Origin of the sequence: Streptomyces sp. NBC_00096 (assembly GCF_045041305.1) — a bacterium.
GTDB lineage: Bacteria > Actinomycetota > Actinomycetes > Streptomycetales > Streptomycetaceae > Streptomyces.
In genome coordinates, this window is the sequence record NZ_CP108221.1 from 3131578 (window position 1) to 3147769 (window position 16192).

General features: G+C 71.0%; 16 protein-coding genes and 3 tRNA genes. 10 read left to right on the top strand and 9 right to left on the bottom strand.

Annotated features, from left to right (window positions below; translation table 11 throughout):
- The first annotated feature begins 127 nt into the window (after positions 1-127).
- Together OG904_RS13585 and OG904_RS13590 are read left to right on the top strand one after the other, a co-directional pair.
- Positions 128-1237, top strand: a complete 1110-nt coding sequence (locus OG904_RS13585; RefSeq protein WP_405490659.1) for a Leu/Phe/Val dehydrogenase — start codon at positions 128-130, stop codon at positions 1235-1237.
- Between the two features lie 312 nt (positions 1238-1549).
- Entirely contained in the window at positions 1550-1822 is a 273-nt protein-coding gene (locus tag OG904_RS13590; protein WP_214946570.1) for a DUF3073 domain-containing protein, read from the top strand.
- 155 nt (positions 1823-1977) lie between these two features.
- Here OG904_RS13590 and purM read toward each other — a convergent pair whose 3' ends face one another.
- Together purM and purF are read right to left on the bottom strand one after the other, a co-directional pair.
- Positions 1978-3048 carry a phosphoribosylformylglycinamidine cyclo-ligase gene (gene purM, locus OG904_RS13595; protein WP_405490661.1) on the bottom strand — a complete coding sequence of 357 codons (1071 nt, stop codon included), beginning with the start codon at positions 3046-3048 and terminating at the stop codon, positions 1978-1980.
- A 187-nt stretch (positions 3049-3235) separates the two neighbouring features.
- The gene (purF, locus tag OG904_RS13600) at positions 3236-4753 is read right to left on the bottom strand and encodes an amidophosphoribosyltransferase (RefSeq protein WP_385339439.1); all 1518 of its coding nucleotides are present in this window, start codon (positions 4751-4753) and stop codon (positions 3236-3238) included.
- A gap of 148 nt (positions 4754-4901) precedes the next feature.
- On the opposite strand from purF, the gene OG904_RS13605 reads away from it, so the two are divergent.
- Both OG904_RS13605 and OG904_RS13610 read left to right on the top strand, forming a co-directional pair.
- On the top strand, positions 4902-4997 hold the full coding sequence (locus OG904_RS13605; protein WP_323187867.1) for a putative leader peptide: 96 nt from the start codon (positions 4902-4904) through the stop codon (positions 4995-4997).
- A gap of 139 nt (positions 4998-5136) precedes the next feature.
- The gene (locus OG904_RS13610) at positions 5137-6570 is read left to right on the top strand and encodes a sulfatase-like hydrolase/transferase (protein ID WP_405490664.1); all 1434 of its coding nucleotides are present in this window, start codon (positions 5137-5139) and stop codon (positions 6568-6570) included.
- A 212-nt stretch (positions 6571-6782) separates the two neighbouring features.
- On the opposite strand, the gene OG904_RS13615 is transcribed toward OG904_RS13610, so the two are convergent.
- The 6 genes from OG904_RS13615 to purS all read right to left on the bottom strand — a co-directional run bounded on the left by OG904_RS13615 (position 6783) and on the right by purS (position 12047).
- Positions 6783-7295, bottom strand: coding sequence for an META domain-containing protein (locus tag OG904_RS13615; RefSeq protein WP_405490666.1), 513 nt, complete (start codon positions 7293-7295; stop codon positions 6783-6785).
- 58 nt (positions 7296-7353) lie between these two features.
- Entirely contained in the window at positions 7354-8145 is a 792-nt protein-coding gene (locus tag OG904_RS13620) for a sterol carrier family protein (RefSeq protein WP_405490668.1), read from the bottom strand.
- 43 nt (positions 8146-8188) lie between these two features.
- The gene (locus tag OG904_RS13625) at positions 8189-8755 is read right to left on the bottom strand and encodes a hypothetical protein (RefSeq protein WP_405490670.1); all 567 of its coding nucleotides are present in this window, start codon (positions 8753-8755) and stop codon (positions 8189-8191) included.
- Positions 8756-8866: 111 nt separating this feature from the next.
- Complete coding sequence (gene purL / locus OG904_RS13630; protein ID WP_405490672.1) at positions 8867-11116, bottom strand: phosphoribosylformylglycinamidine synthase subunit PurL; 2250 nt, start codon at positions 11114-11116, stop codon at positions 8867-8869.
- Positions 11113-11793: a phosphoribosylformylglycinamidine synthase subunit PurQ gene (gene purQ, locus OG904_RS13635; RefSeq protein ID WP_388835379.1), complete on the bottom strand. Its 681-nt coding sequence runs from the start codon at positions 11791-11793 to the stop codon at positions 11113-11115. Before purQ ends, purL begins: the two co-directional genes overlap by 4 nt.
- Positions 11794-11795: 2 nt before the next feature.
- Complete coding sequence (gene purS / locus OG904_RS13640; RefSeq protein ID WP_008740952.1) at positions 11796-12047, bottom strand: phosphoribosylformylglycinamidine synthase subunit PurS; 252 nt, start codon at positions 12045-12047, stop codon at positions 11796-11798.
- A 355-nt stretch (positions 12048-12402) separates the two neighbouring features.
- Between purS and OG904_RS13645 the strand changes: the two genes are divergently transcribed.
- The 6 genes from OG904_RS13645 (at position 12403) to OG904_RS13670 (ending at position 15128) form a co-directional block, all read left to right on the top strand.
- Positions 12403-12720: an Lsr2 family protein gene (locus OG904_RS13645; RefSeq protein WP_405490675.1), complete on the top strand. Its 318-nt coding sequence runs from the start codon at positions 12403-12405 to the stop codon at positions 12718-12720.
- Positions 12721-12806: 86 nt separating this feature from the next.
- A tRNA-Gly gene (locus OG904_RS13650) sits at positions 12807-12878 on the top strand.
- A gap of 79 nt (positions 12879-12957) precedes the next feature.
- Positions 12958-13030 (top strand) — tRNA-Gly (locus OG904_RS13655).
- A 150-nt stretch (positions 13031-13180) separates the two neighbouring features.
- Positions 13181-14425, top strand: a complete 1245-nt coding sequence (locus tag OG904_RS13660; protein WP_405490677.1) for a sensor histidine kinase — start codon at positions 13181-13183, stop codon at positions 14423-14425.
- Positions 14422-15033 (top strand): response regulator, encoded by a 612-nt coding sequence (locus OG904_RS13665; RefSeq protein WP_405490679.1) that lies wholly within the window; start codon positions 14422-14424, stop codon positions 15031-15033. Before OG904_RS13660 ends, OG904_RS13665 begins: the two co-directional genes overlap by 4 nt.
- Before the next feature lie 22 nt (positions 15034-15055).
- A tRNA-Gly gene (locus tag OG904_RS13670) sits at positions 15056-15128 on the top strand.
- 123 nt (positions 15129-15251) lie between these two features.
- On the opposite strand, the gene OG904_RS13675 is transcribed toward OG904_RS13670, so the two are convergent.
- Entirely contained in the window at positions 15252-16154 is a 903-nt protein-coding gene (locus OG904_RS13675; RefSeq protein WP_405490681.1) for a phosphoribosylaminoimidazolesuccinocarboxamide synthase, read from the bottom strand.
- Positions 16155-16192 lie beyond the last annotated feature (38 nt).

Below are 16192 nucleotides of genomic sequence, written 5' to 3' on the forward strand. Positions count from 1 at the left end.
GGCGTCCCGATCTCCGGACAGAGCGGAACACCGGGCCCCACAGGTCTTACGCTGCTCCCAGCACGCCCTCCCCCACCCGCAGGGCGGGCGTCTTTCCCGCCGCATCTCTTCCATGGGAGTCACCACCGTGACCGAAATGACCGACGGCGTCCTGCACACCCTGTTCCGCAGTGAACAGGGCGGCCACGAGCAAGTCGTGCTGTGCCAGGACCGTGCCTCCGGCCTCAAGGCCGTCATCGCGATCCACTCCACCGCCCTGGGCCCGGCCCTCGGCGGCACCCGCTTCCACGCGTACGCCTCGGACGAGGAAGCCGTCCACGACGCGCTGAACCTCGCGCGCGGCATGTCGTACAAGAACGCGCTGGCCGGGCTCGACCTCGGCGGCGGCAAGGCCGTCATCATCGGCGACCCGGACGTACTGAAGTCCGAGGAACTGCTGCTGGCCTACGGCCGCTTCGTGGAGTCCCTCGGCGGCCGCTACGTCACCGCCTGCGACGTCGGCACCTACGTGGCCGACATGGACGTCGTGGCCCGCGAGACCCGCTGGGCGACCGGCCGCTCCCCCGAGAACGGCGGCGCCGGCGACTCCTCGGTCCTCACCGCCTTCGGCGTCTTCCAGGGCATGCGCGCCAGCGCCCAGCACCTGTGGGGCGACCCGACCCTGCGCGGCCGCAAGGTCGGCGTCGCGGGCGTCGGCAAGGTCGGCCACCACTTGGTCGAGCACCTGCTCGAGGACGGCGCCGAGGTCGTGATCACGGACGTCCGCACGGAATCCGTGCAGCAGATCCTCGAGAAGCACAGCCTGGACAAGTACGCGGGCCGGGTGACGGCCGTCGCCGACACCGAGGCGCTGATCCGCGTGGAGGGCCTGGACATCTACGCCCCCTGCGCGCTCGGCGGGGCCCTGAACGACAGGTCCGTACCGGTTCTGACCGCGAAGGTGGTGTGCGGGGCGGCCAACAACCAGCTCGCCCACCCGGGCGTGGAGAAGGACCTCGCGGACCGCGGGATCCTCTACGCACCTGACTACGTGGTCAACGCGGGCGGGGTCATCCAGGTCGCCGACGAGCTGCGCGGCTTCGACTTCGACCGCTGCAAGGCCAAGGCCGCGAAGATCTTCGACACCACGCTGGAGATCTTCGCACGTGCGAAGGCGGACGGTATTCCGCCGGCCGCGGCCGCCGACCGGATCGCCGAGCAGCGCATGGCGGACGCCCGCACCGCGCGCACCGTCTGACCCCCCGCCCGATCCTGACGGGGCCCTTACGGGGGCTTCTGGACGGCCCCGCCGGGGCGCAGCGAGACGGAACTCACTGCGCTTCGGCGGGTCGTCCGTCAGGAAAGGGCTAAAATCGCAGCTGACCAGCGAGGACGGGGCGCCTTGCTGGTACTGCACCGGGGCGCGTCATGCGGGCGGCGTACCGTATGGCGCCGGAAGCAGGTACCGTTAAACCCCTACGGACGGTCTCTCCACGGAGAGCCCGCTCCGAACCATGAACGCGTGTCAGACTCTGGGGCCGTCGAGCCCCGTCACCGAGGGGGTCGAGCCATGGGGCGCGGCCGGGCAAAGGCCAAGCAGACGAAGGTCGCCCGCCAGCTGAAGTACAGCAGCGGCGGGACTGACTTGTCGCGTCTGGCCAATGAGCTGGGCGCATCGCCGACGGATCCGCCGCTGCCTGTCAGCGTGCCGGTCGAAGTCGATGACGATGACGATCAAGATGAAGACGACCCGTACGCCAAGTACGCGGCTCTTTACAACGACGATGACGACGAGGACGAGGACGAGGAGTCCGGTCCGTCGGCCCATCGTCGCGGCGCTTGACGCTCTAGCGGTGTCTGCACGCCAGGCATGAAGCACGGAAACCCGGTCCAGGGCATCGCCCAGGGCCGGGTTTCCGTGCTGCTCGCGTACTGCGACGGTCCGGTGGTCCGGCCGCGCGGTCCGCGCGGACCTTGCGGTCCGCGCGGATCGGTTCATCAGTTCGCGTAGTCCCCGGTGAGGGTCGCGCCTTCGGCGTGGTCGCCCCGGTCGAGGATCTCGCCGGCGACCCAGGCGTCGACGCCCCGGTCGGACAGCGCGGTCAGGGCCACGTCCACCGACTCCTGCGGGACCACGGCCATCATGCCGACGCCCATGTTCAGGGTCTTCTCCAGCTCCAGGCGCTCCACCTGCCCGGCCTTGCCGACCAGGTCGAAGATCGCCCCGGGGGCCCAGGTCGAGCGGTCGACCGTGGCGTGCAGGTGGTCCGGGATCACCCGGGCGAGATTGGCCGCGAGGCCGCCGCCCGTGATGTGGGAGTACGCGTGCACCTCGGCCGTACGGGTGAGGGCCATGCAGTCCAGCGAATAGATCTTGGTGGGCTCCAGCAGCTCCTCGCCGAGGGTCCGGCCGAGCTCCTCCACGTGCTGCTCCAGGGCCATTCCGGCCCGGTCGAAGAGGACGTGACGGACCAGCGAGTACCCGTTCGAGTGAAGGCCGGAGGAGGCCATCGCGATCACGGCGTCGCCCGTACGGATAAGATCCGCGCCCAGCAGCCGGTCGAACTCGACGACACCGGTGCCTGCGCCCGCCACGTCGAAGTCGTCCGGACCCAGCAGGCCCGGGTGCTCGGCGGTCTCGCCGCCGACCAGGGCGCAGCCGGCCAGGACGCAGCCCTCGGCGATGCCCTTGACGATGGCCGCGACGCGCTCGGGGTGCACCTTGCCGACGCAGATGTAGTCGGTCATGAAGAGCGGCTCGGCACCGCAGACGACGATGTCGTCCATGACCATCGCGACGAGGTCGTGGCCGATGGTGTCGTACACGCCCAGGCGGCGGGCGATGTCCACCTTGGTGCCGACCCCGTCGGTGGCGGAGGCGAGCAGGGGACGCTCGTAGCGCTTGAGGGCGGAGGCGTCGAAGAGGCCGGCGAAACCGCCGAGGCCGCCGAGGACCTCGGGGCGCTGCGTCTTCTTCACCCACTCCTTCATCAGCTCGACGGCGCGGTCGCCCGCGTCGATGTCCACGCCCGCGGCTGCGTAGCTGGCACCGGTGGTCTTCTCTGTCATGACAGGAGAGAGCTTTCGTGTCGTTGCTGCGTGTGGTGCGGGGACCCGGGAAAAGCCTGAAAGACAGGCCCCCGCGCAGATTGAGCGGATGGGGCTGATGGGGCGGACCGGCCGGATCGGGCCGGTGAGCGGGCCTGCGGGTCCGCGGGCTCGGGTGAGCCCGCGGACCGCTGCGTTGCCTCGGGCCCTACGGGCGCCGGAGCGCGTCGGCGGCGTCGGTGCCGCCGGCCAGCTCGGTCTCCAGGAGCTGCTTGCCCAGGAGCTGCGGGTCGGGCAGCTCCATGGGGTACACGCCGTCGAAGCAGGCACGGCACAGGTTGGGCTTCTGGATGGTGGTCGCCTCGACCATCGCGTCGAGCGAGATGTACGAGAGCGAGTCCGCGCCCAGCGACGTGGCGATCTCGTCGACCGTCATGCCGTTGGCGATCAGCTCGGCCCGGGTGGCGAAGTCGATGCCGAAGAAGCACGGCCACTTCACCGGCGGTGAGGAGATCCGGATGTGGACCTCCGCCGCGCCGGCCTCGCGGAGCATCTTGACCAGGGCGCGCTGGGTGTTGCCGCGGACGATCGAGTCGTCCACGACCACCAGGCGCTTGCCCCGGATGACTTCCTTGAGAGGGTTGAGCTTGAGGCGGATGCCGAGCTGGCGGATCGTCTGCGAGGGCTGGATGAAGGTCCGGCCCACGTAGGCGTTCTTGACCAGGCCGACGCCGTACGGGATCCCGCTGGCTTCGGCGTATCCGACGGCGGCGGGCGTGCCGGACTCCGGTGTCGATATCACCAGGTCGGCGTCGGCCGGGGCTTCCTTGGCCAGCCGCCGGCCCATCTCGACACGCGAGAGGTAGACGTTGCGGCCGGCGATGTCGGTGTCCGGGCGCGCCAGGTAGACGTACTCGAAGACACAGCCCTTGGGCTTCGCTTCCGCGAATCGCGAGGTCCGAAGACCGTTCTCGTCGATCGCGATGAGCTCGCCCGGCTCGACCTCGCGGACGAAGCTGGCGCCGCAGATGTCCAGGGCGGCGGTCTCGCTCGCCACCACCCAGCCGCGCTCGAGGCGGCCGAGGACCAGCGGGCGGATGCCCTGCGGGTCACGGGCGGTGTAGAGCGTTCCCTCGTCCATGAAGACGAGCGAGAAGGCGCCCTTCACCTTCGGGAGGACCTTGGTGGCCGACTCCTCGATGGTCAGGGGCTTGCCGTCGTCGTCCGTCTGGCCGGCCAGCAGGGCGGTGACCAGGTCGGTGTCATTGGTGGCCGCCACCTGGGTGGCGCGGCCGTCCTGACGGGGGAGGTCGGCGACCATCTCGGCCAACTCGGCGGTGTTCACCAGGTTGCCGTTGTGACCCAGGGCAATGGAGCCGTGGGCGGTCGCGCGGAAGGTGGGCTGCGCGTTCTCCCAGACGGAGGCTCCGGTGGTCGAGTAGCGGGCGTGACCGACCGCGATATGACCTTGGAGCGAGCCGAGAGAGGTTTCGTCGAAGACTTGGGAAACGAGTCCCATGTCCTTGAAGACGAGGATCTGGGAACCGTTGCTCACAGCGATGCCCGCGGACTCTTGTCCGCGGTGCTGCAATGCATACAGTCCGAAGTAGGTGAGCTTGGCGACCTCTTCACCCGGAGCCCAGACACCGAAGACGCCGCAAGCGTCCTGGGGGCCCTTTTCGCCGGGGAGCAGGTCGTGGTTGAGTCGTCCATCACCACGAGGCACGCCCCCGAGTGTAGGCGAGATCGACCACTGGTCCGAATTGGGGATGGCCGGGAAATGTCACAGCACGCAGGGTGACGGAACCTGTTCGTCTCAATATCCGGATTGCCCTGGTTGACAGTCACCTGTCGTTTCGTACAAGCTCCGGCCCATGCAGCCTCTCGGTGACCGCACCGTCACCCTCGTCGCGCGCCGACACGTGGACCTCGTCCGTGTCGCCAGCGCCATCTGTCGCTGTTCTGCGTAGTCACACGCCTGCTTTTCCCTTTCCCTTTCCTGCTTTTCCTGCCTCTTCCTGCCTTCTTCCCGTCCGAGCCGCTCCGCCGTGCCGTGCGCCGTCCCGCGCCGCCCCGGAACCGGCCGGCGGGCCGTGCTTTGGAGTACCCGTGACCTCGTACGAACCCAACCTGTCCCGGCGCGCCTTCGGCGGCGCGGTCGGCGTGACCGCGGCCGCCGCCGCGGTGGGGCTGGGAGCCGCCGCCCCGGCCCAGGCGGCGCCCGCCGAAGCCCAGCCCGCGGGTGCCGGGGAGCGGGAGTTCCGGGCCGACCGGGGGCGCCGCTCCCGCCGCCCGAACATCCTGTTCATCCTCGGGGACGACCTCGGCTGGGCCGACCTGTCCTCCTACGGCTCCCCGAACATCAAGACCCCGAACCTGGACCGGCTCGCCCGCCAGGGAGTCCGCTTCACCGACGCCTACTCGGGCTCCGCGACCTGCTCCCCGACCCGCTTCAGCCTGTACACCGGCCGCTACCCGGGGCGCACCAAGGGCGGCCTCGCCGAGCCCATCGCCGACAAGTCCGCGGGCCTGGAGCCGACCCACCCGACGCTGGCCTCGCTGCTGCGCGGCTCCGGCTACGCGACCGCGCTGATAGGCAAGTGGCACTGCGGCTACCTGCCCGACTACAGCCCGACCAAGTCCGGCTGGGACGAGTTCTTCGGCAACTTCGGCGGGGCGCTGGAGTACTACTCCAAGCTCGGTCTGGGCGGCGAGTACGACCTCTACGAGGGCGACGCCGAGTACAAGGACCTGCGCTACTACACGCGGATCCTGACCGAGCGCGCGGCCGAGTACGTCTCCCGCGACCACGGCGACAAGCCGTGGCTGCTGAACCTCAACTTCACCACCCCGCACTGGCCGTGGATCGCCGACGGGGACACGGAGGAGAGCGCCGAGGTGGAGCGGCGGATCAAGGCCGGCGACGGGCGCGCGCTGTGGCACCAGGACGGCGGCTCGATCGAGAAGTACAAGGAGATGGTGGAGGACCTCGACCGCTCGGTCGGCGAGGTGCTGAAGGCGTTGAAGCGCTCCGGCCAGGAGGAGGACACCCTGGTCTTCTTCTCCAGCGACAACGGCGGCGAGCGCTTCTCCCACAACTGGCCGCTCTCCGGCAACAAGGCCTCCCTCCAGGAGGGCGGGATCCGCGTCCCCAACATCGTGCGCTGGCCCGCCCGGCTCGACGGCGGCCAGGTCAGCCACGTCCCGGTCTTCACCCCGGACTGGACGGCGACCCTGCTGGAGCTGACGGGCACCCGCGCGAACCCGGCGTACCCGCTGGACGGGGTCAGCCTCGCCGGGTACCTGCTGCGCGGGGAGAAGGTCGCCGAGCGCAGCCTCTTCTGGCGGGTGCGCGGGGAGCGGGCGCTGCGCCGCGGGGACTGGAAGTACTACCGCGGCAAGGCGGGCGCCGACCAGCTGTTCAACCTGGCCGGGGACATCCGGGAGCAGGCCGACAAGGCGGCCCTGGAGCCGGCCCGGCTGGCCGAACTGCGGGCGGCCTGGGAGAAGACGAACGCGGGCCTGCTGCCCTACCCGGGCTGATCACCCGTCCCGGGGCCGGCGATGTGATCCACAGCCTGTGGAAAGCTGCGGATCAAGGTGCTGGAGGAGCCGGTACTGCCCGAACCGCCCCGCAACGGTGCGGCCGGGCCGGAGAGCCGTCGCTCCTGCGCCCGGCCGGACTCGGGCTTCCTCGCCTGATCGCCGGGGCGATGGCGAAGGACGGTGGGACCGCCCACGTCTGAGGCCGGAGGTCACTCGACGGCCGAGGCCGCCTTCGCGGTGATGGCGGTCGCGGTGCCCGAAGCGGTCGCCGCGAGGGTGAGGGCGTCGCCCTGGATCTTCCAGTCGAGCGGGCCGCTGCCGAAGAGCTCGGTGAGGGCCCGCTCCACCTCTCCGGGTCCGCCCTCGCAGGCCATCCGGGTGGTGGTGAGGGGGCCGAAGGTGAGCCGGTTCCCCTCGACGGTGGCCTTCGCGTCGAACCGGTTGCAGCCGAGGCTGCCGCTCGCGGTGCCGTCCGCGGCCAGGGCGAAGCGGGCCCGTCCCTCGGCACCGGCCGGCAGGGAGCTCGCGGTACCCCCGCTGCGCAGGGAGTCCACCGTCCACACGGTGTCCACGAGCGGCGATGCGGGGGCGGGGGGCTCCGTGCTCAGGCCGGTGAGACCGCCGTCCGGGCGCCCGCCCGGGGTCGCGCCACCGTCACCGCAGGCGGTGGCGGTGGCGGACAGCGCGAGTACGGCGATCAGGGCTGCGGCAAGGAGCGGCATCGTACGCATGCCGGTGGGACGCGGCCCGCGCCGGAGCGGTTCCAGGTCAGCTCACGGGTCAGCTCATCAGGGGGAGCAGGGCCGAGAGGTCGGCGCGCTCCCCGCTGGCCCGGACCCGGGCCCCGTCCAGCTCTTCGGCCCAGCCCGTGCGGCCGGTGGCGAGCCGGATCCAGGTCAGCGGGTCGGTCTCCACCACGTTCGGCGGGGTTCCGCGGGTGTGCCGGGGTCCCTCGACGCACTGGACCACCGCGAACGGCGGGACGCGGAACTCCACCGCGCCGCCCGGTGCCTTCAGCGCGAGGGCGTCGGCGAGCAGCCGGGTGCAGGCCGCCAGGGCCTGGCGGTCCACGGGTACGTCCACTCCGGTGGCGCGGCGCAGGTCGTCGGTGTGGACGACGAGCTCGACGGTACGGGTGACCAGGAAGTCGGCCAGGGTCATGGCCCCGATCCACAGGTCCAGCACCCGGCTGCCGGGGTTCGCTTCGAGTGCCTCGGCCAGGCGGGCGCCGGCCCGGTCGTAGAGCTCGCGGAGCGGTGCGCCCTCCAGGGTCTCCTTGGCCGCCTCGGCGATCTTCCCGGCGAGGGAGGCGGTCGCGAAGGGCCATTCGGCGGCGGACAGTTCGGCGACCGCGGCCGGCGGCCGGGCGAGGCCGCCCGCCAGCGAGTCGGCGATCCACGCGATGTGCGCGGCGAGTTCGGCGACGGGCCACTCCCCGACCCCGCTGGGCCGGGCGAGCTGCTCCTCGTCCAACTCCCGGACGGCATCACTGACATGGCCGAACTGCGCGATGACGGCCGCGCGGGTCCTGGCGTGGTCGTAGGTGCGCGGCTTCTTCTTGGCGGGCGGCATGCCCCGACCCTACGCCGCGGCCCGACCGGGAGACCCCGCCTCCTCAGCCGCGCGCGGTCGTGGGCAGGACGGTCTCGCAGCCCGCCTTCGCCGCCGCCCGCCGGGCCGCCTCGCGGGCCAGCTCGTCCAGCGCCCCGGGCTCGCCGCGGCCCGAGCGGTCGTACTCGGAGGCCGCCGTCACCCGGAGGGAGGTCACCCCGGCGGACCCGGCCGGACCGGCGCAGTTCACGGTGACCGTGACGGCGTCGGGGCCGGCCGCCTCGACCCGGCTCCCACCCGGCGCCGCCTCCTTCGAGGTGACCACCGTGAGGGAGAAGTACTCCTCCATCTGCTCCTGCCCCTCGAAGGTCCCCGCCCGGCTCAGCACGCACAGGTGGTCCCCCGCGGGACTCCCCGCCACCTCGCGCGCGGGGCCGCCGAACCGCATCACCGCGTCCGGGTCCACCAGCCCCTGACAGGCCTCGGTGATCGCCGCCCGGCTGTGCTCACGGACCTGATGGGTCCGGTTCATGCTGTACACGTACCAGCTGCTCAGTCCCAGTGCGGCGACGACCAGCACCACCCCGGCCCTACTGGGCCTATGGGCCCTGTTCCCGGACGTCCGTGCCATCCGTGGCCCCTTCCCCCCGCGTCCGCATCCGGTGCGGACGTCCTGCCGGAACGGACGAGCCCCCGCCCGGAACGGTTCCGGGCGGGGGCTCGCGTCGCGACGGGCGGCGGCTCAGGCGAGCAGCGCCGGGATCGTGCCCTCGTGGGCGGTGCGGAGCTCGGCCAGGGGGAGGGCGAACTCGCCCTGGACCTCGATCTCATCGCCGTCGACCACACCGATCCGGGTGGCCGGCAGGCCCCGCGCGCCGCACATGTCGGTGAAGCGGAGTTCCTCGCTGCGCGGGACGGCCACGATGGCCCGGCCCGCGGACTCGGAGAACAGGAAGGTGAACGCGTCCAGCGCCTCGGGCACCACGATCCGCGCACCGTTGCCGCCGCGCAGGCAGGACTCGGTGAGCGCCTGGATCACGCCGCCGTCGGACAGGTCGTGCGCGGCGTCGATCATGCCGTCGCGCGAGGCCGAGATCAGGATCTCGCCGAGGAGCTTCTCGCGGCCCAGGTCGACCTTGGGCGGCATGCCGCCCAGGTGCTGGTGGACGACCTCGGACCAGGCCGAGCCGCCGAACTCCCCGGCGGTGTCACCGAGCAGGTACAGGAGCTGGCCGGCCTCCGCGAACGCCATCGGCGTACGGCGGTTGACGTCGTCGATCACACCGAGGACCGCCACGACCGGGGTCGGGTGGATCGCGATGTCACCGGTCTGGTTGTAGAGGGAGACGTTGCCGCCGGTCACCGGGGTGCCCAGCTCCAGGCAGCCGTCCGCGAGACCGCGGGTGGCCTCCGCGAACTGCCACATGACGTCCGGGTCCTCGGGGGAGCCGAAGTTCAGGCAGTCGGAGATCGCGAGCGGCTTGGCGCCGGTCGCGGCCACGTTGCGGTACGCCTCGGCCAGCGCCAGCTGCGCGCCCGTGTAGGGGTCGAGCTTGGCGAAGCGGCCGTTGCCGTCGGTGGCCATCGCGACGCCGAGGTTGGTCTCCTCGTCGATGCGGACCATGCCGGCGTCCTCGGGCTGCGAGAGCACCGTGTTGCCCTGCACGAAGCGGTCGTACTGGTCGGTGATCCAGGACTTCGAGGCCTGGTTCGGGGAGGAGACCAGGGCCAGGACCTGTGCGCGCAGCTCCTCGGAGGTCGCCGGGCGGGGCAGCTTGCCCGCGTCGTCGGCCTGCAGGGCGTCCTGCCAGGAGGGGCGGGCGTAGGGGCGGTGGTAGGTCGGGCCCTCGTGGGCGACGGTGCCCGGGGGCACGTCCACGATCAGCTCGCCGTGCCAGAAGATCTCCAGCTGCTCGCCCTCGGTGACCTCACCGATGACGGTGGCGATGACGTCCCACTTCTCGCAGATCTCCATGAAGCGGTCCACGTACTGCGGTTCGACGATCGCGCACATGCGCTCCTGCGACTCGCTCATGAGGATTTCCTCGGGCGAGAGCGTCGCGTCGCGCAGCGGAACGGTGTCCAGGTCCACGCGCATGCCGCCGGAACCGGCGGAGGCCAGCTCGGAGGTGGCGCAGGAGAGCCCGGCGCCGCCGAGGTCCTGGATGCCCGCGACCAGCTTCTCCTTGAAGATCTCCAGGGTGCACTCGATGAGGAGCTTCTCCTGGAAGGGGTCGCCGACCTGGACGGCGGGGCGCTTGGTGGGCTTGGTGTCGTCGAAGGTCTCGGACGCGAGGACCGAGACGCCGCCGATGCCGTCGCCGCCGGTGCGGGCGCCGTAGAGGATGACCTTGTTGCCGGGGCCGGAGGCCTTGGCGAGGTGGATGTCCTCGTGCTTCATCACGCCGATGCAGCCGGCGTTGACCAGCGGGTTGCCCTGGTAGCAGGCGTCGAAGACGACCTCGCCGCCGATGTTCGGCAGGCCCAGGCAGTTGCCGTAGCCGCCGATGCCCGCGACGACGCCCGGCAGGACGCGCTTGGTGTCGGGGTGGTCGGCCGCGCCGAAGCGCAGCGGGTCCACGACGGCGATCGGGCGGGCGCCCATGGCCAGGATGTCGCGGACGATGCCGCCGATGCCCGTGGCCGCGCCCTGGTAGGGCTCGATGTAGCTGGGGTGGTTGTGCGACTCGACCTTGAAGGTGACCGCGTAGCCCTGGCCCACGTCGACGACGCCGGCGTTCTCGCCGATGCCGACGAGCATGGCGTCGTTCTGGGGGACCTTCTCGCCGAACTGCTTCAGGTGGACCTTGCTGCTCTTGTACGAGCAGTGCTCGGACCACATGACCGAGTACATGGCGAGCTCGGCGCCGGTGGGGCGGCGGCCGAGGATCTCCCGGATCCGGGCGTACTCGTCCTCCTTGAGGCCGAGTTCCTTCCAGGGCTGGGAGGCGTCCGGGGTACCGGCGGCGTTCTTGACGGTGTCGAGGCTCATGCGCTGACCAGCTTCTTCAGGACCGAGGTGAAGAACGGGAGGCCGTCGGTGCGGCCCGTCCCGATCAGCGGTTCGACCGCGTGCTCGGGGTGCGGCATGAGGCCGACGACGTTGCCCGCGGCGTTGGTGATGCCGGCGATGTCGCGCAGCGACCCGTTCGGGTTCACGTCGACGTACCGGAAGGCCACTCGGCCTTCGGCCTCCAGTTCGTCCAGCACCCGCTCGTCGGCCACGTAGCGGCCGTCCATGTTCTTGAGCGGTACGGAGATCTCCTGGCCGGCGGTGTAGTCGCCGGTCCACGCGGTCTCCGCGTTCTCCACCCGCAGCTTCTGGTCGCGGCAGATGAAGTGCAGGTGGTTGTTGCGGAGCATCGCTCCCGGCAGCAGGTGGGCCTCGGTGAGGACCTGGAAGCCGTTGCAGATGCCGAGGACGGGCATGCCGCCCCTGGCCTGCTCGATGATGGTCTCCATCACCGGCGAGAACCGGGAGATGGCTCCGGCGCGCAGGTAGTCGCCGTAGGAGAAGCCGCCCGCGAGGACGACCGCGTCGACCTGGTGGAGGTCCTTGTCGCGGTGCCAGAGCGAGACCGGCTCCGCCCCCGCGAGGCGCACGGCGCGCAGCGAGTCACGGTCGTCGAGCGTTCCGGGGAACGTGACGACTCCGATGCGAGTGGTCACCGTCAGGCCTCGACCTTCACGGTGAAGTCTTCGATGACGGTGTTGGCGAGGAAGGTTTCGGCCATCTTGTGGATGCGGTCGAGGGCGGCCTGGTCGACCGGGCCCTCCACCTCCAGTTCGAAGCGCTTCCCCTGGCGGACGTCGGCGATCCCTTCGAAGCCCAGGCGCGGCAGTGCACGCTGCACCGCCTGGCCCTGGGGGTCGAGGATCTCCGGCTTGAGCATGACGTCGACTACGACGCGTGCCACTGGCACTCCCGATGAGGTGGTTGGTGCGAAGGCGGTTCCCTCAGCGTACCCGGCCGAAATTTCTACGCGGGTAGATATCGCCCCCGGGGCGCGGCCCGCCCGTTTCGGCTTCACCAACGCTTCGCAAAATCCGCCGGAAAACCACGCGCCCAGGATTGCGGCGGGACACGCGGAGAGAATTAACTGGGCTTCGCAATGCAATGAGAATCGGGGTACAAAGGATTCCTCCGATGCGCCGGCATTTTCGGCTGCGCGACGGGGGCAGAAAGATGCATTCTTCCGAAACATCCACACAGGCGACATCACTGCTCCGTCCGCGCACGTCGGCGGGGAGCGGCGTCGCACGAAGGGACCGATATCCGTGGCGCAGCGCGTAGTAGTCACGATCTCCGATGACATCGATGGCGGAGAAGCAGCGGAAACGGTCGTCTTCGGGCTGGACGGTAAGTCGTACGAGATCGACCTCAATCTGGCCAACGCAAAGAAGCTGAGGAAGAGCCTCGCCCCGTTCGTGGCGGCCGGCCGCCGGCAGGCCCGCTCCGGGAAGGCGTTCAAGCACACCGCCATCGCCCCCGACCCCGCGGTCGTCCGGGCCTGGGCCCGCTCCAACCAGCTCGACGTCCCGCCGCGCGGCCGGATCCCCAAGAAGGTCTACGAGGAGTACAACGCGGCCCACTGAGGGCGGATTTGCCATCCACCCCCATCGATCCGCTAGTGTGTGGATCACGCCAAGGGGCGAGGCCGCAGGTCAGACCCCGAAGTCGTGCGGGTGTAGTTCAGTAGCAGAACATCCTCCTTCCAGGGGGAAGGCGCAGTGTGCGATCCCTGTCACCCGCTCTGCACGCTTTACCGATCACAGTTGTGGATCAGGTAGAGTGATGCACGCATCGCACGGCAGTTTTGTCGTGGGAAGCATGCGGACGTAGCTCAGTTGGTAGAGCACCACCTTGCCAAGGTGGATGTCGCGCGTTCGAGTCGCGTCGTCCGCTCAGCGTATGAAGGCCCCGATCTTTTGATCGGGGCCTTCTTCGTATGTCCGGCAGCCCCGGTATCTCCGGAAGCAACCGGTATCCCCGGATATCCCAGGTCGATGACATGTGTCATGGCCGGCCCGGCCCGGCGGCCGCGAGACTGGGGCCATGAAACTCAGCGGCTGGTGGAAGAACCGCAGCAGCGCGGGGAAGGTCGAGCTGTACACGCGCTGGTCGTTCCACTTCTTCGTGGTCATCGAGATCGTGTCGATCGGACTGGCCGCGCTGGGCAGCATGGCCGGAAAGACCTCGCCGGCCGTCGCGGTCCCGCTCTTCCTGGTGGTGTGCGCGCACGCCGTGCTCGTCGGCTTCCTCTCCTCGCGGGCCCTGGACTGGATCCTGGGCCGGCGCGAGCGGCCCGTGCGGCTCGCCCTCGTCACCACCGCCCTGACCGCGGCCGCCGTGCTGGGCGTCCTCGCCCTGCGCGCGACCGGCCTCTTCGGTGATCCCTCGGTGGCCGCACCCCTGGCCGTGGGCATGACCTGCTTCACCGGCGGCACGCTCGTCCTGTGCCTGCGCGAGCTCCGGCAGATGCGCTACGTACCCCCGGCCTCGGCTGCCTTCGTCGGTCTGGCGGCGCTCGCCTTCGGCGTCCCGGCCGGCGAGTCCACCGGCCTGGCGGTCGGGCTGCTGCTGACCAGCGCCCTGCTCTGCGCGGCCTGCGGGTTCTCCGGCTGGCTGCTCGACACCGTCTACGAGCTGGACCGGGCCCGCGAGGTCCAGGCACAGCTCGCGGTGGCCGAGGAGCGGCTGCGCTTCGGCCGGGACCTGCACGACGTGATGGGCCGCAACCTCGCGGTGATCGCCCTCAAGAGCGAGCTGGCGGTCCAGCTGGCCCGGCGCGAACGCCCCGAAGCCGTGGACCAGATGATCGAGGTGCAGCGGATCGCCCGGGAATCCCAGAAGGAGGTCCGAGACGTGGTCCGCGGCTACCGCGAGGCGAACCTCTCGGTGGAACTGGAAGGTGCGCGCGGAGTGCTGCGCGCCGCCGGGATGGACTGCCTGGTCGAGTACGAGAAGGCCCGCGAGCTGCCCGCCGAGGCCCAGTCGGCGCTCGGCTGGGTGGTGCGCGAGGCGACCACGAACGTACTGCGGCACGGCGACGCCCGCAGCTGCGTGATCCGGCTGACGGCGGAGCCCTCGGGCGCGCTCACGCTGGTGGTGGAGAACGACGGGGCCCCCAGGGTCCCGGCCGGACCGCCGGGCTCGGGGCTCGCGGGCCTGCGGGAACGGCTCGCGGTGCTGGACGGCACGCTGGAGGCCGGCCCGGTGGACGGCGGCCGGTTCAGGCTGCGCGCCGAAATCCCCGGCCCGGCGGCCGGACCGGTACGAGAACTGGAGGCACGGGCATGACCCCCGTACGCGTACTGCTGGCCGACGACGAGCACCTGATCCGGGGCGCGCTGGCCGCGCTGCTGGGCCTGGAGGACGATCTGCTGGTCGTCGCCGAGGCCGCCTCGGGGCCGGAGGCGCTCGCGATGGCGCGGGCCCACCGGCCGGACGTGGCCGTACTGGACCTGCAGATGCCGGGGGCCGACGGTGTGAGCGTGGCCACATCGCTGCGGGCCGAACTCCCCGGCTGCAAGACCATGATCGTGACCAGCCACGGCCGCCCGGGGCACCTGAAGCGGGCCCTCGCCGCAGGCGTGCGGGCCTTCGCGCCGAAGACCGTCTCGGCGCAGCGGCTGGCCGAGCTGATCCGGACCGTGCACGCCGGAGGCCGCTACGTGGACCCGGAGTTGGCGGCCGACGCGATCAGCGCGGGGGACTCCCCGCTGACCGCCCGCGAGGCCGAGGTGCTGGAACTGGCCGGGGACGGGGCGCCCATCGCGGAGATCGCGGAGCGGGCCTCGCTCTCCCCGGGGACGGTACGGAACTACCTGTCCTCGGCCGCGTCGAAACTGGGTGCCGAGAACCGGCACACGGCAGTGCGTCTCGCACGCGAGCGGGGTTGGGTATAGTGGTTCTCGCGCTACGGCGCATGCGGACATAGCTCAGTTGGTAGAGCACCACCTTGCCAAGGTGGATGTCGCGCGTTCGAGTCGCGTTGTCCGCTCAGCAGTGAAGAAGCCCCCGGTCCTCGGACCGGGGGCTTCTTCCGTTGTCGGGACGGGCCGGGGGCCCGGCAGCCCGGACGCGGGCCCGGCCCCGGGGGGGGCGGGCCCGCGTCCGGGGAGCCTCAGGACCAGGAGTGGCCGGTGAGCCGCTCGTAGGCCTCGACGTACTTGGCCCGGGTCTGGTCCACGACCTCCTGCGGGAGGGCCGGCGGCGGGAGTTCGCCCTTGGGGTCCCAGCCGGAGACCGGGGACTTCAGCCAGTCGCGGACGTACTGCTTGTCGAAGGAGGGCTGCGCGCGGCCCGGCTCCCACAGGTCGGCCGGCCAGAAGCGGGAGGAGTCCGGGGTGAGCACCTCGTCGGCGGCCACCAGGTTGCCGTCCTTGTCGAACCCGAACTCGAACTTGGTGTCCGCGAGGATGATCCCGCGCTCGCGGGCGATGTCGCGGGCGCGCCCGTACACGGCCAGGGTGGCCTGGCGCAGCAGCGCGGCCGTCTCGGGGCCGGTCGTGCGCGCGACCTCCTCGTAGGAGATGTTCTCGTCGTGCTCGCCGACCGCGGCCTTGGCGGCCGGGGTGAAGATCGGGGCGGGCAGCTCGGAGCCGTCGACGAGCCCCTCGGGGAGGGCGAGGCCGCAGACCGTACGGGTCTGCTCGTACTCGGCGAGCCCGGAGCCGGTGAGGTAGCCGCGCGCCACGCACTCGACGGGGACCATGTCGAGGTTCTGGCAGATCAGCGTGCGGCCGGCCCAGTCGGCGGGGGCGCCCGCGGGCAGCTCGGTGCTGATCACGTGGTTCGGCACGAGGTCCTGGAGCTGGTCGAACCACCACAGCGACAGCCGGGTGAGCACGCGGCCCTTGTCCGGGATCCCGGTGGGCAGCACCCAGTCGAAGGCGGACATGCGGTCGCTGGCGACCATGACCAGCCGGCCGTCCTCGTCGCGGTAGAGGTCGCGCACCTTGCCGGTGTGGAGGTGGACGAGGCCGGGCACCTGGACCGGCTCGGGCTTTTCGACGAATCCGGACACGGGGTCTCCCTGTGGTTCTGTACGAGCGCAGGGCCATT